This window comes from Desulfoplanes formicivorans (assembly GCF_001748225.1).
GTDB classification, from domain to species: Bacteria; Desulfobacterota; Desulfovibrionia; order Desulfovibrionales; family Desulfomicrobiaceae; genus Desulfoplanes; species Desulfoplanes formicivorans.
In genome coordinates, this window is sequence record NZ_BDFE01000016.1 from 264,877 (window position 1) to 286,024 (window position 21,148).

Below are 21,148 nucleotides of genomic sequence, written 5' to 3' on the forward strand. Positions count from 1 at the left end.
GTGCCTTTTCGAACAATATGGCAGGCTCATTGATTTTGCGCATATTCTAACCAGCTACGTGTCAGGGTGGGCTGGTTATTACCGGCCCATCTGATCCACTTCCTGCGGGCCGTGCGTTCGCAGGAACACATAATCCTTTTCCCATCTTTGGCAACCAGAAACATCAGCCCGGAGAAACCATCCATGTGTCGTTTATTCGCCCTCACCAGCCAAGAACCGGTCTCGCCCATGCAGGCCATCAAGGCTCTGGACGTCATGCGCGAAGGCCATGACGGATCAGGCGTCGGCCTTTTTCTGAGTGGCCTGAGCGGTCCCTTTGAAGATCTCAAAGACTGCCCGGTGCTTTCGGGTATATTCACCACCCCAGGGATCCGACGCCTGGATCAGTTCATGATGGATCACGACTTCATGACCAAATACAAGACATCCACCCGGCTGTCCGAAGATCCTCCTACGGGAACCCCCAAACGGGATGTCTATCTTGCCCGAGCCTATGAAAAACCCGAGGCCTGGAAACATCTTTCCCCGGAAAAACAGGAAGAGGAAATGGTGCGCATACGTCTCCAACTGCGACGCATGGGCGAAGCCAACAACGACATGACCGTGTTCAGCTTCTGGCCGGACACCATTATGATCAAGGAACTGGGCGATCCCCTGGCCGTTGGCAACTACCTGCAGCTCGACCGCAAGGAGTTCGATGCCCGTGTTGTTCTGGCCCAGGGCAGGCAGAACACCAACTATGCCATCAACCTGTATGCGTGCCACCCCTTTTTCATCCAGGGCATCTGCACCATGACCAACGGCGAAAACACCGCCTTTCTGCCCATCCGGGAATTTCTGGAATCAAGCAACATCCTTGGATACGAAGGCTATCAGTCAGATTCCGAGGTGTTCACCCATATTCTGCACTTCACTCTCAAACGCCTCGGTCTGGATATTGATGCCTACAAGCACATCATCACGCCCCTCAAGGACAGGGATCTGAACAACCATCCTGACGGCCCGTTCCTCAAACAGCTCAAGGAAACCTGCCGCAAGCTGATCATTGACGGACCCAACTGCATCATCGGGTGTCTGCCCGACAAATCCCTGTTCATGGTCCAGGACAGCAAAAAACTCCGTCCAGGAGTCGTGGGCGGCCGTCCAGGCATGTATGCCTTTTCTTCGGAAGTCTGCGGTCTGGACGCCGTGCTCCCGGACCGGGACGTCACCAAGGACATCCAGCCCATGCATCTTGACACCGTCATTGTACCCCCAACCCGCCAGGAGATCCGCATATGTCGCCAAACAGACCCATTACACCTTCAACATTAAGCCCCAAGGACCTCCCCTGGCAGATCGACTGGAACAAGTCCAAGTGCACCTTGTGCGGCCAGTGTACAACGGTCTGTCCGGTCAAGGCCATTGAACTGGGGGTCTTTCGCAAACGCAAGGTCAAGACGCCCATCGGGCTTATGACCCCGCCCGAAAACGAATATTCCATATTTTACGGCATCAGGCAGAAGACCGACCCGGCCTTTTCGTGCATTGGATGCGGCATGTGTTCCATGGTCTGTCCCAACGGAGCCATCATGCCCCGCCGCAACGACGAAAAGGATAAATTGTGTTTTCACAAAAATGCAGGCGGCAAACCCAGAACCCGGGGCGGCAGACGCAATGACAACGACTCCCTGCTGGACCGGATCAAATTCATTCGCATTTCCATGCTCACGGATCCTGCACTGGACGCCGGCCGCCACGAATTCGACCTGCGTACCCTGCTTGGCCGCGTTCTTCCCCCGGAAGAGGGACTCAAGACCTTTCGGGAACAGGGGTGGGCTCCGCCGGTACGAGAAATCTATCCGCTGATCATCGGGGGCATGTCCTTTGGGGCCTTGTCCCCCAACATGTGGGAAGGACTGCAGATGGGCGTTGCCTACCTGAACGAGGAAATGGGCATGCCCGTGCGCATCTGCACGGGGGAAGGAGGATGCCCTCCCCGATTGCTGCGCTCCCGGTTTCTCAAATACGTCATCCTTCAGGTTGCCAGCGGCTATTTCGGATGGGACGAAATAATCCATGCATTGCCGCACATGAAGGAAGACCCGTGCGCCATTGAGATCAAATACGGCCAGGGCGCCAAGCCCGGTGACGGCGGTCTGCTCATGTGGCACAAGGTGAACAAACTCATTGCGGCCATTCGCGGGGTCCCTGCCGGGGTCAGCCTGCCAAGTCCCCCTACCCATCAGACCCAGTATTCCATTGAAGAATCCGTGGCCAAGATGATCCAGTCCATGAGCATGGCCTGGGGATTTCGGGTTCCTGTCTATCCCAAGATTTCGGCTTCTTCCACATCCCTGGCCGTACTGAACAACCTGACTCGCAACCCCTATGCAAGCGGCCTGGCCATTGACGGAGAAGACGGAGGAACAGGTGCTGCCTACAACGTATCCATGAATCACATGGGCCATCCCATCGCCTCGAACATCCGCGATGCCTATTTGAACCTGGCCCGTCTGGGCAAACAGAACGAGATCCCCATCTTTGCCGGAGGCGGCGTGGGCAAAAACGGCAACCTGGCCGCCAATGCCGCAGCCCTGATCATGCTGGGAGCCAGCGGCATCCAGATCGGCAAATACATCATGCAGGCGGCAGCCGGCTGTCTGGGTTCCGAATCAGATCGGTGCAACGTGTGTAATATCGGAGTCTGCCCCAAGGGCATCACCTCCCAGGATCCGCGCATCTACCGCCGTCTGGACCCGGAAAAGGTGGCTGAACGGGTGGTGGAGACCTACCTGAGTTTCGATACCGAACTCAAAAAAATCATCGCCCCCCTGGGACGGTCCACCTCGCTGCCCATTGGCATGTCCGACGCTCTGGGCATCAACGACAAGGCGGCAGCTGATCGCTTGAGCATCAAGTATGTGGTGTAAAGACAAATGCGCGGGGACCAGAGTGCGCAGGTGGGATGTTTCCTGAATCTACAAAGCCTGCACCAGTCCGGAAAGGCCTGGTAGGGGCAATTCTCCAATTGCCCGTTTGAACGAATACCGGGAACCCGCATGCACCCAGACTCCGCCATATACAGCCCGTGAATGAACCGGTTTTTGCCTGTGCACTGCGCACTGTCTACTGCGCACTTCCTCTTGCGCACTGCCAAAATGCGCTCTGCCAAATGAAAAACCCGCAACCTACCGAGTCCTTATCATGACTAAAACAAAACACATTTCCGGCCTGCAAAACGGCGTGCGTATCGAATCCCGCATTCTGGAAGAACAGATCCAAAACGCGGTACAACAGGGCGCCAGAATCCTTGAGGTCAAGGCCCTGGGTCAGCACGGCATCGGGGGAAGACTTCCTGTCAGTGAACAGGAACCCGTGCATATCACCATCACCGGATCTTCGGGACAGCGCACCGGATCCATGGGCTTTCCCGGAACCTTTATCGATATCCACGGACCGGCTTCGGACGATATCGGCTGGCTCAATGCGGGCGCGGAAATCACCGTACGCGGCAACGCCTCCAATGGGGCGGCCAACGGCATGGCCCAGGGCAAGATCTTTGTGGACGGTTCCATAGGAGCCCGGGGCATGACCATGACCAAACACAACCCCCGGTTTGCCCCGCCCGAGTTGTGGATCAGGGGATCGGCAGGTGACTATTTCGCGGAATTCATGGCCGGAGGGATCGCGGTTGTTTGCGGCCTTGACGCCCAGACCCCGGACAACATTCTGGGCTACCGCCCGTGCGTGGGTATGGTCGGCGGCAAGATCTTTTTCCGCGGCCCCATTCAGGGCTTCAGTGAGGCTGACGCCAAGCTCCTGCCCATGGATGACGAAAACTGGGACTGGCTATCAGCCAACATCAAGATTTTTGCCGATCGCATCGACCGGCCCGAAATCATTTCCCTGCTGTCCAACAGGGATGAGTGGCAGATCATTGAAGCCCGAACGTCTTCGGAAAAGGTGATCAAACGCCACCTGTCCATGGCTGAATTCCACGCCAACGTGTGGGACAGGGAGCTGGGTCGAGGAGGCCTTGTGGGCGATCTCACCGACCTTGACCGTTCCCCTATCCCGCTGATCACCACGGATACCCTGCGCCGGTTTGTACCCGTATGGGAAAACTGCAAATACATGGCCCCCTGCCAGGCCAACTGTCCCACAGGCATTCCCGTTCAGAAAAGGTGGCAGCTGATCCGTGAAGGCCAGCCCGAAAAGGCCATTGATATGGCCCTCAAGTACACTCCTTTTCCGGCAACCGTGTGCGGCTATCTCTGTCCCAATCTGTGCATGCAGCATTGCACCCGCCAAGTGCAACACATGGCCCCCATTGACGTCCATGTGCTGGGCCAGAAATCCATCCAGGCCGAGGTTCCCCCACTTCCTCCCCTTTCCGAGAGCAGGGTTGCGGTCATCGGCGGCGGACCGGCCGGGATCTCGGTGGCCTGGCAGCTGCGTCTTGCCGGACATGGAGCAACCGTATTCGACAGGGACAAGACCCTTGGCGGAAAAATCACCTCAGCCATTCCGACATCACGCATCCCCAAAGATATTTTGGAAGCGGAACTTGCCCGAGCCAGGGAAATCATTGATCATGTCCAGCTGGAAGAGGACATGACCGCTGAAAAATTTGCCCAGCTGTACCATGATTTTGATTTTGTGGTGGTGGCTGCGGGCGCTTCCACTCCAAGGACCCTGCCTGTCCCCGGCAAGGAACGTCTGATCACGGCCCTTGATTTTCTCAAACGAGCCAAAACCGGAGACATCCGGCCCGGGAAACGCATGGTCATCATTGGTGCGGGCAATGTGGGCTGCGATGTGGCCACCGAGGCCGGACGACTGGGGTGCACGGACATCACCCTCATTGATATTCAGGAACCAGCCTCCTTTGGCAAGGAACGGGAAGAAGCGGAAAAATACGGCGCCGTGTTCAAATTCCCATGCTTCACCAAGGAAATCACCGACAAGGGCGTGGTGCTCACCACAGGCGAACTGGTACCCGCAGACATGGTCATTGTGTCCATTGGCGACCAGCCCGACCTGTCCTTTCTCCCGGATACCATTGCCACCCAGCGGGGCTGGATCACGGTCAATGATGTCTTCCAGACCACCGACCCCAAGGTCTTTGCCATCGGCGATATTGTCAAACCCGGTCTGATCACCGATGCCATAGGTGCGGGCCGCCAAGCGGCCATTGCCATTGATGCCATGCTTACGGGCAAACGCCCGGTGGGTGATCCGTCAACCATGCTTCAGCACACGGCCACCAGCATCGAGTATGTCCAGCTCGAGGGAGAGCAATCGGAGATGATTGATTATTCCCGCATGACTCTGGAATACTTCAATCCCCGGGTTACGCAATTTGACTCCCTGGAACGCTGCGCCCAAGAGTGCTCGTCCTGTGGTTCATGCAGGGATTGCGGCCTGTGCGCGACCATCTGTCCCAGGACGGCCATTTCCCGCAAAACCCTTGAAAACGGTGGTTTCGAGATGGTTTCCGATCCCAAGCGGTGTATTGGCTGCGGTTTTTGTGCCGATGCCTGCCCGTGCGGCATATGGAACATGGTTCCCAATACCCCCCTAGGGTAAGGATGCGGATTGCCGCTTGAACAGGCGAAAGGTTGTGCAACCCGGGAAGACGGTTGTGAAAAAAGAACATGGCACCTGGAAGCGCACATCCGTCCGCTTCTTGACATGTAAGACACCTGCGCCTATGCAACTTAGGATTACACGATCAATCTCAACCACCCCTTTGACCATGCACATTTCCGGCATTGCGTATCCATACTATTATTACCGTATGAACATGATGTCGGGGGTATGCTGACCTGAAACCCAAAGGCCGCAAACCACCCTGTTGCGGTCAATGCATCCATCCCAAAGGCCGTGACAACAACACGGCCTTTTTTGTTGCAAGGAGAACGACCAGATGAACGTGCTTGAAGAACTTGAGAAACGGGGATTCATCGAAAACAAAACCCACGACAAGGAACTTACCGATTACATCGAAACCGGTAAGGCCACCTGCTATGTCGGGTTTGATCCGACAGCATCAAGCCTGCACGTGGGTCACCTCATTCCCATCATGTCCCTGGCCCATATGCAGCGCCATGGGCACCGCCCCATCGCCCTGGTGGGCGGAGGCACGGCCCGCATCGGCGACCCCAGCGGACGCACAGAACTCCGGCAGATGATGACCTATGAGACCATTGAGCAGAACGTGGCCGGGATCAAGAAACAGCTCTCCCATTTTCTGGACTTTTCCGATGGCCATGCCATCCTGGCCAACAACGCCGACTGGCTGGCCAAGCTGGAATACATCCCTTTTTTGCGGGAAATCGGCCGCCATTTCAGCGTCAACCGCATGATCAAGTTCGAAAGCTACAAGCAGCGGCTCAATTCTGATGAAGGACTTAATTTCATTGAATTCAACTACATGCTCCTGCAGTCCTATGACTTCCTGAACCTTTTCGACACCCACCAGTGCCGGTTGCAGATGGGCGGATCCGATCAGTGGGGCAATATTGTCGCCGGAATCGAACTGACCCGCAAGATGCGCCAGGAAACCGTGTTCGGCATGACCTTCCCCCTGATCACCAAGAGTGATGGCACAAAAATGGGCAAAACAGCCAAGGGCGCGGTATGGCTTGATCCGGCAAAAACATCTCCGTACGAATACTTCCAGTTCTGGATCAATACCCAGGATGCTGATGTGGCCAAGTTCATGAAGCTGTTCACCCTGCTTCCTCTCCAGGAGATCCAAGAGGTCGAATCCATCAAGGACGCGGCCATCAATCAGGCCAAAACCATCCTGGCCTACGAGGCCACCAAACTGGCCCATGGCCGGGAAGAGGCGGACAAGGCCCTGGCAGCTGCCGCATCCATGTTCGGAGCCCGCGAAATCCCCGCCACCCTGCTGCCGTCAAGCACGGTGCCCCGCAAGGCCATGCGAACCGAAGCCTCGGTTCCGTCTTCATCCATGTCTGTCAAGGAGCTTGAACAGGGGATTGCCGCGTTCAAGCTCTTCCAGATGACGGGACTCTGCGCGTCCGGCGGCGAGGCCAAACGGCTGATCAAACAGGGAGGGGCCAGTATCAACGGGAATAAGGTCACCAGCTTCGATCAGATCGTGACCCCGAAAGATATCCAGGAGGGAAGTCTTCTCCTCAAGGCCGGCAAGAAGAGGTTTCATAAAATCGAGATAAACGACTGATCTTTACCGATAATGCCAGGAGATGCAGGGTCCGGCAGGACTCTGCATCTCTTTTTTTCCTTCCCATCCTCTTCACGCCGGAATCCCTGTCCATGAAAAACAATGAAATCTACATCAGTCTTTTCCAGAACAACCATTCGGTCATGCTCGTCATCCATCCCGACACGGGTGAAATCATGGATGCCAACGATCAGGCATGCCGCTACTACGGATATTCCTGGGAGGAGATGACCAACATGACCATTCTGGACATCAACACACTCACTCCGGAAGAGGTCAAACAGGAAATGCATAAGGCCAAGCAGGAACTTCGGAACCATTTTCTCTTCCGACACCAACTGGCCAATGGTGATATCCGGGATGTGGAGGTCTATAGCGGCCCCATCATGTTCAAGGGAGAAAAACTCCTCTATACTATTGTTTATGATATCACCGAGAGGAACAGGAAGGAAAGGGAACGGGAAGAGCTCATCGAAAAGCTGGAAAAGGCCCTTACTGAAATCAGACAGCTTCAGGGAATTATCCCCATTTGCGCGTCGTGCAAGCAGATCCGCGATGACAAGGGGGCATGGAAACAGCTTGAAGCCTACATATCAGAGCATTCAGAAGCCGAATTCAGCCACGGCATCTGCCCGGACTGCGCGACCCGACTCTATCCGGAACTGCGACTCAACGCGCCAATCAACACCAGGGCGACCGGAATGAAATAGTTTCAACGTGACCGGATAATCACTCTTGCACACACAAAGGCACTCACCTTTGAAGATGTGCTGACAACCATGTGGACACCTCTCTCCCAAGAACAGACGAGCCCAGTCCTTCAGGCGACCACATCACCTCTTGACTGGCAACCCCAGCATGCTGCCATCTCGCCCATGAAAACAGGGCATCTTACCGGTCCGTTTTTCCTGGTGGCACCTTTTCCGCAACAACTTTCTCCACCCGCACCGCGCATTCCTTGAAGGCCGGAATCCCGGAATCATTATCCGTGATGGCACTGGTCAACCGGTTGATGGGCACCTCACTAAAGTGGAAGGTGGCAAAGACCAGTCCCGGAGCCGAACGATCCGTGAGCACACATCGGGCCGTGACCGATCCGCGACGGGAAACGATCCTGACCAGGTCGCCGTCGGTCAGTCCCAGGTCTTTTGCGTCATCAGGATGGATCTCCACGCGTTCGGCAGGCGCCATCCGGTCCAGTCCCCTGGAACGCCTGGTCATGGTTCCGGTATGAAAATGATATCGGGATCTCCCTGTTGTCAGATACAGCGGATACTCTGCATCGGGAACTTCCTCGGGCTCGTTGTAGGTGACAGGAAACATCCTGGCCTTGCCTCGGGAAAATCCCCGAGCGTAAAGAAACCGCGTTCCGGGATGTTCCACATCAGGGCATGGCCACTGCAAGCCGCCCTCCTCTTCCAAACGTCCATAGCTGATTCCAGCGTAGGCCGGTACGGTTTGCCGGATTTCTTCAAAAACGTCCCATGCCGAATCATGGCTCCAGGCACGCAATTGTCCTGTGTTTCCCCTGTGCCGCAAAATGTTTTCGGCCAATTGGGCAATGATCTTCCACTCCGATTGGAACCCGTTTCTGGGTGAAATGCCTCTGCGCACCCGCTGAACCCTGCGTTCGGTGTTGGTGAAGGTCCCGTTTTTTTCCGCAAAGCTGACCCCCGGCAGGACCACATGGGCATGGCGGGCTGTTTCCGTAAGAAAAAGGTCCTGAACCACGAGAAAATCAAGTTGCTCCAATCCCTTGAGCACATGGTTACCATCGGCTTCGCTCAAGACGGGATTTTCCCCCATGATATACATGGCTTTCACATCACCTGAACGGGCCGCCGTAAACATCCTGGTTGCGGGCAGGCCGGGATGACCAGGCAATGATGCTCCCACTCCCCAGACATCACCAAACCGGGCCTGGACCGCATCAGACCCGACCGGCACATACCCGGGCAAAACATTGGGCAACGCCCCCATGTCGCAGGCCCCCTGGACATTGTTCTGCCCGCGCAAGGGGTTGATCCCGGTTCCGGGTCTGCCCACCTGACCGCAGGCCAGACCGAGATTGGCCAGACTCTTGACATTGTCCGTGCCGTATTCGTGCTGGGTGATACCCATGGTATACAGAATCATGGCCCTGGGTGATCGGGCATACACAAGGGCTGCCCTGACCAGATCGTCTGCCGGGATACCGGTCAGCTGTTCCACCTTATCCGGGGAATAGGCCCGAACGGTTTCCCGCAGCTGTTCCAGCCCCACGCAATGCTCGTGCACAAAGGACGGGTCCCACAATCCCTCGCTGAAAATGAAATGAAGCATTCCGTTGATCCACGCCACATCCGTGCCCGGCCGGGGACGCAGCCACCCATGGGCAAATCGGACCAATTCAACCTTGCGGGGATCAACCACAATGAGTTTGGCACCCTTGCGTTCAACAGCCCTGCGGATTTTGGCCGCAATCAGGGGATGGGTGGTTGTTGTATTGCTCCCGGCAACAAGAATGCAGTCGGTTTCCTCCAATTCGTCCATGGAATTGGTCATGGCTCCACTTCCCAATGCTGCGGCCAGCCCGGCCACCGTGGGAGAGTGTCAGAGCCTGGCACAATGATCCACGTTATTTGTACCGAGAACCGCCCGGAACAATTTCTGGAACAGATAGTTTTCCTCATTGGTGCATCGGGCCGAACTCAGACCCGCCACTCTGTCGGGCCCATGATGGCGCACGGTTTCGTGCAACCGGAGGGCCGTGAATTCCAGGGCCTTTTCCCACGAAACCTCATGCAGGGTACCGTTTTCCCGGACCAGGGGGGCGGTAATTCGTTCGGGAGAATGGATGAACTCGAGGCCAAACCGTCCCTTGGCGCACAGAGAACCATCATTGACCCCGCCCCGGCAGGACGCAGCCCCCAGCACATGGTCCGCATGTATCCGGAGATCCATGGTACACCCGCACCCGCAATAGGGACAGATGGTTCTGATCTTTTTCACCCGTGCTCCGTCAGGCAGGGCCTCGACAACATGGGTCTCGGTGAGGGCGTTGACCGGACACACGGCCATGCATTCCCCGCAGGACAAACACTCGCCGGAAAATTTTCCGTCTTGCTCCATGGGTGCGATGGTGGTTGCCGCCCCCCTGCCCGCAAAGGACAGTACGGCCTGCTCGCTGATTTCCTCGCAGGCCTTCACACACCGGCCGCATCGTATGCACCGATCCGGATGGTAGGTGATCAGGGGGGTCGCCCCGTAGGTGACCGGTCCCCTGGGTACGGGACAAAACCCCAGTTGATCGATTTCCGCCTGGGTAATCCCGTAACACCGGGCCAATTCCTGAACACGACACGCCCCGTCCAGCTCACAGGAATCGCAGTCCAGACGATGATCCACAAGAAGCAAAAGCAAGGTGTCCCGACGGAGTTTTTCCAATGCCGGGGTATGGGTCCGAACGATCATACCCGACCGGGCAGGGGTGGTGCATGCGGCAACAGGGGATCCGCTCCCCTCCACCTCCACCATGCACAACCGGCATGATCCAATGGGTTTCAACCGCTCGTGGTGACAGAGGGTCGGAATACGGATTCCGTTTGCCCGGGCCACCTCCAAAATGGTCTGCCCGGCATGCCCCTCGCAGGGAATATTGTTCAGGATGATGGAAATAGACGTTGTCATGGGGTCGTTCTTTTCTCCTGCATGGCCATACCAATCGGTCCACGGTCCACGCATCAAGACCGGTGGCGGTACCGTTTCAAGAAAACAAAAGGACAGGAAATATCACGTGTTTTCCAGATGATAACAAAAAAAATCACAAGGTCCTTGGGACACAACATGCCTTGCCTCAGCAGGTTCAGCCCCGACCGCAAGGATCTTCCCAACCGATCATCACGATGCGGTAACATCGCAAACATCTGTCGGCCTCAAGCAGAGCGTCTCCAGGACAAATGGCCTCTTCCACCTGGGCAAAATCCCTGATCCTTTCGGAAACGCTACGTTCCCGCATTTTCATTCTGTCGAATCCCCGGGGAGGACGATCGATAACGTCCTTGTCCAGTCGAGCCAGAAGGTCATAGACAAAACGAAATTGTTCATCCCTTTCCATGGCATGGGGGATGTTGCGAAGATACTGGTCAATGGCCCGCGCGGCCCGCTCTCCAGCGGCCAGGGCCTCCACCAGGGTGGCTGGTCCCGAGGTACAGTCGCCACCGGCAAAGATCCCGAAAATACTGGTTTCCATGGTCTTGGGATCCACCTGAATGGTTTTCCAGGAGGTTGTTTCCAAAGAAGATCCCTGCTCCAGCCAGGAAAGATCCATACTCTGGCCAATGGCCGGAATGACCATGTCGCAGGAGATGACAAATTCCGAGCCCGCTATGGGCTCGGGTCTGCGCCTGCCCCGGGCATCAGGAGAGCCCGGCTGCATGCGCACACATTCCACCCCGATCACTCCGTTGGCATCACACAGAATACGCACCGGATTGACCTGGAAATGGAAGCTCACCCCTTCTTCCTCGGCCTCGTGGATCTCCACCTTGTCTGCAGGCATGGCCGCCCGGTCCCGCCTGTACACAAGATGAACCTCATCAAACCCGAGCCGCAGGGCGGAACGGGAACAGTCCATGGCCACGTTTCCCCCACCCACTACCAGCGCCCGGGTTCCCCGGCGCACGGGTCTGTCCAGATTGACCTGGCGAAGAAAATCCACCCCGAGCATATAGCCCGGGGGATGCTCCTCTTCCCCGGGAATACCCATGGGGCGCCCTTTTTGGGTACCAATGGCCAGAAAAACAGCGTCAAAGGTTTCCTGCAACTCCTGCAGCCCCACATCCCGGCCAAGGACCGTGGAATACCGGATCGTGGCTCCCATGTTCTCAATGACCCGAATTTCCTGGCGAAGAATACTGCGGGGGAGTCTGTAATCGGGAATGCCAAGGGCCGCCATGCCCCCGGGTTCCTCCATGGCCTCCAGCACGGTGACTTTGTGACCGCGCTGGAGCAGAATATACGCGGCCATGATTCCGGCAGGACCGGAACCCACAATGGCCACGTGATGGGCACTGGACGAGATGTGGCAGGGGGATGTTTGGGCACGTACGGCCGCCTGGAGCTCCACATCGGAAACAAACTGCTTGAGGTGCTTGATGTCCACGGGATTATCCAGCATGCCCCGCCGGCAGGCCTGTTCGCAGAAGCGCACGCAAACCCGGCCGCACACCGCAGGCAGGGGATTGTGCTCACGAATCACAGCCAGGGCCTGGGCATACCGACCGGCACTGATCAATTCGATGTACCTGGGGACATCCAGATGTACGGGACAGGCCTCAATGCACGGGGCAGTGACCTTGAAATCGTACGTGCCCCGTGGTCTGCGTGTCGGCCGTTGAACCGCATCCAGGAACTGATCCCGGAACTGATCCATGAGCTCCTTGACCGTGACAATAGCCTGATGCCCCATCTCGCACATGGACCCGGCCCGAACGACCTCGATCATCCTCTCAAGAGTATGTATATCCTGCTCACGACCGTGACCATCGCACATATGCGTCAGCAGATCGGCAATGATCCGCGTTCCCGTTCGACACGGCAGACATTTGCCGCAGGATGTCTCCTGAATCCTGCAGGCATACGCCCGGGCCATATCCACGGGATCGGCTCCCGACCCCAGGATGAAAAACCCCTTCCACCCGGCCACACAGGTTATCCTGGCTCCGGGTACGCCTCTGCTCATCTCGCAAAGGGCATGCAGGATATTCTTGGTCTCGGAAGGCAGATTTTCAAGATCCTCTCCGGCATACCGGACTCCATTCCAATATCCGGACAGGGACTGTGACTGTGTTTGATTCATGGACAAGAGGATGTTTATGATCCCTTTTGATCGTTAGGTGCCAGGCCACAGGTTGCAGGAAGCCCGGATGGTGCCGCTGCCTTTTTCCCTGTCCAGTCCTTGCTCCACGCCTGCGTTTGTCTTTCAAGCCTGCCGGCTCAAAGCGTATCAAAGATTGACGAATTCCTTTTTGGCCAGAACCACCTTTTGCACATACCGTCGGGTTTCCCGGGCCGGATGTTTGGCCACCAGGGTTTTGTACACATCACCCGGATGCATGCCATTGATCTTGTTCGGTGCCTGGTCGCGGTTGCTGGAAAAGGTCTTGAGCACGGAACCGGCCCCGCCATTGTACGCTGCAATAACGCAGTATTCCCGGGACACGGGATCCTTGATCTTGGCCAGATATTTGTAATTCAGAATATGCAGATAAGCGGCCCCGTACCGGATGTTGTTGGCAGGAACAAACAAAAAATCCCGGGAAGGGACCCCCTGCTTGTCTCCGAGAAATCCCGACACATCCTGGCCTGCGGTTGCAGGAACAATCTGCATCAACCCGTATGCCGGGACATGGCTGACGGCATACGGGTTGAAGTCGCTCTCGGTCTTCATGATGGCGTAAATCAGGTTGGGACTTACCTTGTAGGCCCGGGCACAATCCAGAACATACGGCTTGAACTTGCGGGCACGGACCATGAGATGATCCTTGACCATGGGGATGGTCACATAATGGACCGTCTTGTTCCGCCCATCAACCCTGATGGTCTTGGACTGCATGGCCTCCCGGACCAGGATGTTGGCGAAACGATTGGCCCGCCACTGCCAGCGTATGGGTTGGCCATCCCTGTCCAGAATCTCTCCGTACAAAAACGGGGTCTCGCCCAGAACCACGGATTTGGCCGAGTAGAGATCAACCCCTCTGGGGTCGTTGGGGGTCAGCAATACGGTGACAATGGCTTCCTGCAGGCTGGCTGAAGGCTGAGTGGCGTCCAGGGTTTCAACAATGACGATGCCCTTGTCAAAATCAACACGGGCTCGGGATTGATAGTTCTGGGTGTACTTTACATACGTTTTGGGTGAGGGCTCCCGGGTCTCCTTTTTGCCCCACTGGGGGGCAACCGCCTTGCGAAACCGGTCAAGCATGTCGGCAAAGGCCTTCAATCGACTGGCCACCACCTGGGGGTGGGAAACATAGTAGACCCCCTTGCGCGCTGCCAATCGCCCCACTGCCGTGACATCACCCGAGACGGTTGCCGTGGTCACGGAAATGATCTCCCGTGTGGAGCAGGAGGAAAGGGACAGAAGGTGCAGACAAATAAACGTATGAACAAGGATTCGTTTCATGACCAGACTTCGAATAAAGGAAAAGGGACACCCATAGGCCAACCGATTCCCCCATGGGTACAAAGCTCGTCATCTCAAATCAAGCTCGAAATGGTGCATCCATTCTGCCCCAAGAGTGGTGCCAGGCTGTTCCATATCCCCTTGATCAGGACGTTTCCCCTATCTTTTGCGCCACAAGATCACCCATTCTGGAACCACCGACCAGCATTTTTCCTTCTTCCATGATGTCACCGGTACGGTATCCGGCTTCAAGGACATGGCGCACAGCGGTTTCCACAGCCAGGGCTTCCTTGTGAAGGTCAAGGGAATAACGGAACATCATGGCCAGGGAGAGGATGGTCGCCAGAGGATTGGCCTTGTCCTGCCCGGCAATGTCCGGGGCCGAACCATGAATGGGTTCGTACAAACAGGGACCTGTTGAGCCCAGGGAAGCCGAAGGGAGCATCCCGATGGATCCGGTGAGCATGGCGGCCTCGTCGGAAAGAATGTCTCCGAACAGATTGCCCGTGACAATGACATCGAACTGGGAAGGATCGCGCACCAGCTGCATGGCCGCATTGTCCACGTACATATGGGTCAGTTCCACCTGGGGATAGTCGGCCGCAACCCGGATCACGGTTTCCCGCCAGAGTTGGGAAACTTCAAGCACATTGGCCTTGTCCACGTTGCACAAACGCTTGCTCCGCTTCATGGCCGTTTCGAACCCGATCCGGGCGATGCGTTCCACTTCAGAGCGTTTGTAGACCATGGTGTTCAGGGCAGCCTGCTCACCGGCCCGGGTTTCAAATCCCTTGGGTTCGCCAAAATAGATCCCGCCTGTGAGCTCCCGGATAACCATGATGTCGATTCCCCTGGCCACGATGTCGGGACGGAGAAAGGAGGCATGGGCAAGCTCGGGAAAGAGCATGGCCGGACGCAGGTTGGCAAACAGTCCCAGCTTTTTGCGAATGGCCAGAAGCCCCCGTTCCGGACGGATGTCCCGCTCAATGGCGTCCCACTTGGGACCACCCACCGCACCAAGCAAAACCGCGTCGCACCGCTGGCACGCCTCCACGGTCTGATCGGGAAGGGGAACGCCCTGGGCATCAATGGCCGCTCCCCCAATAAGCGCGGTCTCGGTGGTCAGGCAGTGGCCGAACCGTTCATTCACGGCCGCAAGCACTTTCACGGCCTGGGCAATGATCTCCGGACCGATCCCGTCTCCGGGAAGAAGACAAATGGTTTTTTGCATGAGGAACCTCGAAAAGAAATGGATGATAGATGTATGGTGCAGGAGGATGATCACCTGTGATAAAGGATGCGGCAATCCGCCACCGGGGCAGACACCACAGTCTGACCCGACGCTCTTTCAGACTTCCTGTTGTCTGCCAGTGACCATCCCGGCATGGGCATATATGCATTGTCGCCGGAAAACAGCCGTTTGCATCACGCTGACTTCTGCCGTTTCACATATTCAATGAGCCCGCCCCCCTGGAGAAGCTCCTGCATGAATGCAGGAATGGGCTGAAACCTGATTGTCGTTTTCTGGGTCACGTTTGTGATAACCCCTTCCTCAACCTGGATATCCAGCTCATCCCCATCGTTGATTCCCTCTATCTGATCACCGACTTCGAGGAGCAGCAGCCCCATATTGAAACCGTTGCGATAGAAAATCCTCGCAAAGCTGTGGGCAACAACCACAGGCATACCCGCACCGAGAATGGCCAAGGGAGCGTGTTCCCTGGATGATCCGCAACCAAAGTTTTTGCCGGCAACAAGGATGTCCCCCTCTTTGACCCGATCTACCCAGCCGGGAGCAAGCCCCTCCATGCAGGAAGCACCAAGTTCCCTGACGTCTGAAGTGACCAGGAATCTGGCTGGAATAATGGCGTCCGTATCAATATGGTCGCCGACCTTATGTACCTGTCCGGAAAAATGCATTGTTTCTCCTTGGTTGAATACGGTTTTATGTTTTAGGTTTTAGGTTGCTTCGCTGCGGGCTGTCGATGTATGGGCAAAACAGGCACTTCGCGACCGGAGTATGGGATCTTGGAGGACACGAGGGGAATGCAAAAAACCCAGGAAGTAACCTCACCCATGAAGATCCCGGATCAAGTCCGGGATGACGTTTTTTCCCGTCTCCCCTCTCCCTGCCTCCCGTCTCCCAGGCATCCTCTACGAATTTGTAACGGTCCTGCATCGTTCCCTAAAACATAAATCCTAAAACCTAAAACAGCTTTTATATTGTCTCCGGATGGACGATTTCACCCGCAACCGCCGTGGCCGCGGCAACATCGGGCCCGGCCAGATAGACCTCGGCGTCGAGGCTGCCCATGCGGCCCCTGAAATTCCGGTTGGTGGTGGCCAGGCATTTTTCGCCGCCGGCCAGGATGCCCATATGACCGCCCAGACAGGGGCCGCAGGTGGGAGGACCCACAATGGCACCGGCGTCCATGAAGGTCTCGATGAGTCCCTCTTTGAGAGCCTGTTTGTAGATACCGGGTGTTGCCGGCAGGACCACGAAACGGACTCCCTTGGCCACCTTTTTGCCTTTGATGAGCTTGGCAGCCCGGCGCAGATCCGAGATGCGACCGTTGGTGCACGAACCGAGAACTACCTGATCCACCCGAACGTCCTTTACTTGGCTGACCGGTTTGACATTGTCCGGCAGGTGGGGACAGGCGATCTGCGGTTCCATGCCGGTCACGTCCATGTGCATCACCCGGGCATAGGAAGCATCCGGGTCCGGAGCAAGAAGCACATCCCCTGAACGCCCATGATCCCGGGCATAGACCAGGGTGGTTTCGTCCACAGGAAAGAGTCCCACCTTGCCCCCGGCCTCAATGGCCATGTTGGCCATGGTCATGCGGGCTTCCACGTCCATGTCCCGGATCACGGGTCCGCCAAATTCAAGGGCCTTGTACAGGGCGCCGGACACCCCGATTCTGCCGATCAGATTCAAAATCAGGTCCTTTCCGGTCACATAGGGATCCATATGCCCGCTGATCTCAACCCGGATAGTCTCGGGTACTTTGAACCAGGTCTCTCCCAAGGCCATGGCTGCTGCCACATCCGTGCTTCCCAGACCCGTGGCAAACGCGCCCAACCCGCCATAGGTGCAGGTGTGGCTGTCGGCACCCACAACAATGTCCCCGGGACCGACAATGCCCAGCTCCGGAAGCAGGGCGTGTTCCACGCCTACCTCACCGCCTTCGTAGTAATGGACAATACCCTGGGCACGGGCAAATTCCCGGACGAGCTTGACCTGTTCGGCCGAGGCAATGTCCTTGTTGGGGGTGAAATGATCGCAGACCAGGGCCACCCTGGATGGATCAAACACCGCATCCACCTCCATGGCCTTGAGGGATTTGATGGCCAGGGGAGCCGTGATATCATTGGCCAGGGCCAGGGAAATGTTGCATTTCACAATCTGTCCCGGTCCGGTAATCTGTTCACGGCAATGGGTCTGAAGAATTTTTTCCGCTAGGGTCTGGTGCATATGATCTCCTCTTCTTCCTTTTTTGCCAATCGATTGAGTGCATTAATATATGCTTTGGCGCTGGCAATGATGACATCGGGGTCCGATGCCCTGCCAACGGATGTCTTGCCCCCTTCACCCAGCTTCACCGTGACCTCGCCCAGGGCGTCGGAACCACCGGTAATGGCGTTGACACTGTACCTGAGCAGGTCGGGCTGCTTGCCCACAAGCTGGGAAATGGTGTTGAACACCGAGTCAATGGGGCCTTCCCCGAATCCGGCCAGCTGTTTTTCCTTGCCGTCCACCTCCATCTTGATGACGGCCGTGGGAATGGCCATGTTCCCGGACATGGCGCTCAGGTAGATCAGCCTGTACTTGTCCGGCAACCTGAAGATCTCCTCCAGGACAACGGCTTCGATATCCTCAATAAACACTTCCTTTTTGCGATCAGCCAGTTTTTTGAACGCCCCAAAAACAATGTCCACATGTTCTTCGGAAAGCCGGTATCCCAGCCCTTCCAACCGTTCCTTCAGGGCGTGACGCCCCGAATGCTTGCCCAGAACCATGTCCGTGGTGGTCCGACCCACATGCTCGGGTGCCATGATCTCGTAGGTCTGACGATTCTTGAGCACCCCGTCCTGATGAATACCGGATTCATGGGCAAAGGCATTATCGCCAATAATGGACTTGTTGGGCGGAATGGGCTGGCCGATGATCATGGAAAGGAGTCTGCAGGAAGGATAGAGCTGCTCCTTTCTGATATGGTTGGTCAGCTTGTAGACGTCCGAACGGACATCCAGGGCCATGACCAATTCTTCCAGGGCCGCATTGCCGGCCCGTTCGCCAATCCCGCACAGGGTCACCTCGGCCTGTCTTGCTCCGGCTTTGATGGCGGCCACGGTATTGGCCACGGCCAGACCGAGATCATTATGACAATGGACACTGAAAACGGCCTGGTCACTATTGGGTACCTGCTGCAGAAGATAGGCAATGAGGTCGCCGAATTCGTCCGGCTGGGCATACCCCACGGTATCCGGGATATTGATGACCCGGGCGCCGCAGGAGATGGCCAGTTCCACGATGCGGGCCAGAAATTCCGGATCGGACCGGGAAGCGTCTTCAGCCGAAAATTCCACATTGGATGTCAGGGACGCGGCATGGGTGACCGCCTCTCTGGCCATTTCCAGAACCTGCTCCTTGTCCTTGCGCAGCTTGTACCGCATGTGGATGTCTGAGGTGGCGATGAAGGTGTGGATACGGGGATCAGCAGCATCCTTGATGGCTTCCCAGGCCCTGTCGATATCAGACTTGATGGCCCGGCACAGCCCGGCCACCTGGCATTCCCGAAGCTCGTTGGCAATGGCCCTGACCGATTCGAAATCCCCGGGGCTGGCTGCTGGAAACCCGGCCTCAATGGTATCCACGCCGAGCTGTTCCAGTTGCCGGGCCAGGCGAATTTTTTCACGCAGGTTCATGGTGGCACCGGGAGACTGCTCCCCGTCGCGCAATGTGGTGTCGAAAATGAAAATGTTCTCTTCCATGGGTTCCTCCAGCTTGGATTGAGGATAGAGGCATGCGAAGAAGATCGTTGGGATGTGACAAGGACGAGCCAGGTACCCCGTACCTGATGACGCCCCCGGATGCCGACCGCCCGCATGCTCAAAAAAAAAGACGAGAAGGAATGATTCCGACTCGTCTCGCTCCAACTATGTTGGTGATACAGATGTGTTGAGCTTGCTATGATAGCCTGGCGGACGGTCTCCGTAGTTTATAGGACCGTAGTAGGGGTAGAATAATGTAGGAATAAATGGGGCCGGAAAGAATATAGCCGATAAAAAAGATGAATCCGAGCAACTTCGGTTCCGAAGCAACCAGGATGAAGAGCATGATCACGGTGACCGTGGCACTGAAACGGTGGGCCTTGACCACCTCGAAATCCTTGAAGGATGCATACCGGACATTGCTGACCATGAGCAACGACAGGACAATGGCCAAACCGACGCAAAAGGCGGGCAGGATTGAAGTGGCCAGACTTTCGGGCAGATAGGGAGCAAAAAGGACCAGGCAGGCCAACGTGCAGGCAGAAGCCGGAATGGGCAGCCCCACAAAGAACTTTTTGGAAACCACGTCCACCTGTACATTGAATCGGGCCAGACGAAGGGCGCCGCACACAATGAGCATGAACGAGGACACAATACCCAAACGACCGTATGCGTGGGTATGCCAGAGATAGATCATGACTGCCGGGCTTACCCCAAAAGCCACCAAGTCGGCCAGGGAATCAAACTGGACCCCGAAATCCGAGGCGGAATTGGTCAAACGGGCAACCTTGCCGTCCAGACCGTCAAACAGACAACTGAACAGAATCGCCAAAGCGCACTTTTCGATCTGCCCGTCAATGGCCCACAATATCCCAAGAAAGGCCGTGAACAGGCTGGCCGTTGTCATGAGATTGGGCAGGATATAAAATCCCTTGTACATGGGTTTTTGATGGGGCATGATGTATGTCCGCTTGTGGTGGTTCTCTGGGTGCAGCGACTATTCGTGCTCTTTGGAGGCCAGAATGGTCTGCCCGGCAAGTACGGTGTCGCCAATACGTACACACGGCACATAGCCACCCGGCAGGTAAAGGTCAAGCCTGGACCCGAACTTGATCAGGCCGAACCGATCTCCCCGGGCAAGGTTGTCCCCGGGTTCCGTCCAGCAGATGATCCTGCGGGCAATGAGACCGGCTATCTGGACCACGGTCCACCCATTGCCGTCCTTGTCCTTGATTCTGACGGCGTTGCGCTCGTTGTCCGAAGAGGCCTTGTCCAGGGAAGCGTTGAAAAACTTGCCCGGATAATAGCGAATGGCTTCCACCGTACCGCTCACCGGCGCCCTGTTCACATGAACATTGAACACGTTCATGAACACGCAGATAGCAGTTCGATCCTCGCCGGTCAACGGATCGCGCATGGTTTCGATCTTGACCACCTTGCCGTCGGCCGGGGAAACGGCCACGCCCTGTTCCTGGGGAATGACCCGTTCGGGATCCCGGAAAAAGTTCACGACCCAAAAAAGCAGAACAAAGGCCAGCAATGCCGGAATGGCCCACTCAAGCAGGGCAAAGACCAGAACGAGCAGGGCGGTAAGCCCGATGAACGGCAGCCCTTCCAGGCTGAGACCTATGGATGGTTTTTTCATGATCATTCCTCGACTTTCGGGGTTGCTCTTGCTTTTCAAAGCAAAATAAACGTGCTGAAATGATTGAATTTTTACTTGAAGAGATCCTTGTAATTTAGTATTTCTGTTGTTGCCACACAATAGAAAACAAAAAACAAGGATCTCAAAT

14 protein-coding genes are annotated in these 21,148 nt (G+C 56.4%); 5 read left to right on the forward strand and 9 right to left on the reverse strand.

The features are described 5' to 3' along the window. Positions 1-183: 183 nt before the first annotated feature. From DPF_RS09140 to DPF_RS09160, 5 genes are all read left to right on the forward strand, one after another. A complete protein-coding gene (locus DPF_RS09140) occupies positions 184-1,314 on the forward strand; it encodes a class II glutamine amidotransferase domain-containing protein (protein ID WP_069859281.1) in 1,131 nt (376 codons plus the stop codon). Further along, entirely contained in the window at positions 1,278-2,912 is a 1,635-nt protein-coding gene (locus DPF_RS09145) for a glutamate synthase-related protein (RefSeq protein ID WP_069859283.1), read from the forward strand. Before DPF_RS09140 ends, DPF_RS09145 begins: the two co-directional genes overlap by 37 nt. Positions 2,913-3,186: 274 nt before the next feature. Further along, positions 3,187-5,571, forward strand: a complete 2,385-nt coding sequence (locus DPF_RS09150; RefSeq protein WP_069859285.1) for an FAD-dependent oxidoreductase — start codon at positions 3,187-3,189, stop codon at positions 5,569-5,571. 340 nt (positions 5,572-5,911) lie between these two features. Then, positions 5,912-7,195 (forward strand): tyrosine--tRNA ligase, encoded by a 1,284-nt coding sequence (gene tyrS / locus DPF_RS09155; protein WP_069859287.1) that lies wholly within the window; start codon positions 5,912-5,914, stop codon positions 7,193-7,195. A gap of 92 nt (positions 7,196-7,287) precedes the next feature. Then, on the forward strand, positions 7,288-7,905 hold the full coding sequence (locus DPF_RS09160) for a PAS domain S-box protein (RefSeq protein ID WP_069859289.1): 618 nt from the start codon (positions 7,288-7,290) through the stop codon (positions 7,903-7,905). 181 nt (positions 7,906-8,086) lie between these two features. Here DPF_RS09160 and fdhF read toward each other — a convergent pair whose 3' ends face one another. The 9 genes from fdhF to DPF_RS09210 all read right to left on the reverse strand — a co-directional run bounded on the left by fdhF (position 8,087) and on the right by DPF_RS09210 (position 21,000). Further along, positions 8,087-10,918, reverse strand: a complete 2,832-nt coding sequence (fdhF, locus tag DPF_RS14310) for a formate dehydrogenase subunit alpha (protein WP_369689591.1) — start codon at positions 10,916-10,918, stop codon at positions 8,087-8,089. Between the two features lie 121 nt (positions 10,919-11,039). After that, complete coding sequence (locus DPF_RS09175; RefSeq protein WP_069859294.1) at positions 11,040-13,034, reverse strand: FAD-dependent oxidoreductase; 1,995 nt, start codon at positions 13,032-13,034, stop codon at positions 11,040-11,042. 147 nt (positions 13,035-13,181) lie between these two features. Continuing rightward, positions 13,182-14,357, reverse strand: a complete 1,176-nt coding sequence (locus tag DPF_RS09180; RefSeq protein WP_069859341.1) for a murein transglycosylase domain-containing protein — start codon at positions 14,355-14,357, stop codon at positions 13,182-13,184. A gap of 145 nt (positions 14,358-14,502) precedes the next feature. Further along, entirely contained in the window at positions 14,503-15,588 is a 1,086-nt protein-coding gene (gene leuB, locus DPF_RS09185) for a 3-isopropylmalate dehydrogenase (protein WP_069859296.1), read from the reverse strand. A 194-nt stretch (positions 15,589-15,782) separates the two neighbouring features. Further along, complete coding sequence (locus tag DPF_RS09190) at positions 15,783-16,277, reverse strand: 3-isopropylmalate dehydratase small subunit (protein ID WP_069859298.1); 495 nt, start codon at positions 16,275-16,277, stop codon at positions 15,783-15,785. A 298-nt stretch (positions 16,278-16,575) separates the two neighbouring features. Continuing rightward, complete coding sequence (leuC, locus tag DPF_RS09195) at positions 16,576-17,835, reverse strand: 3-isopropylmalate dehydratase large subunit (protein ID WP_069859300.1); 1,260 nt, start codon at positions 17,833-17,835, stop codon at positions 16,576-16,578. After that, positions 17,820-19,355 (reverse strand): 2-isopropylmalate synthase, encoded by a 1,536-nt coding sequence (locus DPF_RS09200; protein WP_069859302.1) that lies wholly within the window; start codon positions 19,353-19,355, stop codon positions 17,820-17,822. The genes leuC and DPF_RS09200 overlap by 16 nt, the downstream gene beginning before the upstream one ends. Positions 19,356-19,551: 196 nt before the next feature. Next, positions 19,552-20,313 (reverse strand): CDP-diacylglycerol--serine O-phosphatidyltransferase, encoded by a 762-nt coding sequence (gene pssA / locus DPF_RS09205; RefSeq protein ID WP_069859304.1) that lies wholly within the window; start codon positions 20,311-20,313, stop codon positions 19,552-19,554. Positions 20,314-20,352: 39 nt separating this feature from the next. Beyond that, positions 20,353-21,000 carry a phosphatidylserine decarboxylase family protein gene (locus DPF_RS09210; RefSeq protein ID WP_069859306.1) on the reverse strand — a complete coding sequence of 216 codons (648 nt, stop codon included), beginning with the start codon at positions 20,998-21,000 and terminating at the stop codon, positions 20,353-20,355. Positions 21,001-21,148 lie beyond the last annotated feature (148 nt).

What these genes read in the sequence shown, in the direction of transcription:
- tyrS (WP_069859287.1), top strand. Translation starts at nt 5,912, where the DNA reads ATGAACGTGCTTGAAGAACTTGAGAAACGGGGATTCATCGAAAACAAA.
- DPF_RS09175 (WP_069859294.1), bottom strand. Translation starts at nt 13,034, where the DNA reads ATGAATCAAACACAGTCACAGTCCCTGTCCGGATATTGGAATGGAGTC.
- leuC (WP_069859300.1), bottom strand. Translation starts at nt 17,835, where the DNA reads ATGCACCAGACCCTAGCGGAAAAAATTCTTCAGACCCATTGCCGTGAA.
- DPF_RS09210 (WP_069859306.1), bottom strand. Translation starts at nt 21,000, where the DNA reads ATGAAAAAACCATCCATAGGTCTCAGCCTGGAAGGGCTGCCGTTCATC.
- DPF_RS09190 (WP_069859298.1), bottom strand. Translation starts at nt 16,277, where the DNA reads ATGCATTTTTCCGGACAGGTACATAAGGTCGGCGACCATATTGATACG.
- DPF_RS09145 (WP_069859283.1), top strand. Translation starts at nt 1,278, where the DNA reads ATGTCGCCAAACAGACCCATTACACCTTCAACATTAAGCCCCAAGGAC.
- DPF_RS09160 (WP_069859289.1), top strand. Translation starts at nt 7,288, where the DNA reads ATGAAAAACAATGAAATCTACATCAGTCTTTTCCAGAACAACCATTCG.
- DPF_RS09200 (WP_069859302.1), bottom strand. Translation starts at nt 19,355, where the DNA reads ATGGAAGAGAACATTTTCATTTTCGACACCACATTGCGCGACGGGGAG.
- leuB (WP_069859296.1), bottom strand. Translation starts at nt 15,588, where the DNA reads ATGCAAAAAACCATTTGTCTTCTTCCCGGAGACGGGATCGGTCCGGAG.
- pssA (WP_069859304.1), bottom strand. Translation starts at nt 20,313, where the DNA reads ATGCCCCATCAAAAACCCATGTACAAGGGATTTTATATCCTGCCCAAT.
- DPF_RS09140 (WP_069859281.1), top strand. Translation starts at nt 184, where the DNA reads ATGTGTCGTTTATTCGCCCTCACCAGCCAAGAACCGGTCTCGCCCATG.
- DPF_RS09150 (WP_069859285.1), top strand. Translation starts at nt 3,187, where the DNA reads ATGACTAAAACAAAACACATTTCCGGCCTGCAAAACGGCGTGCGTATC.
- DPF_RS09180 (WP_069859341.1), bottom strand. Translation starts at nt 14,357, where the DNA reads ATGAAACGAATCCTTGTTCATACGTTTATTTGTCTGCACCTTCTGTCC.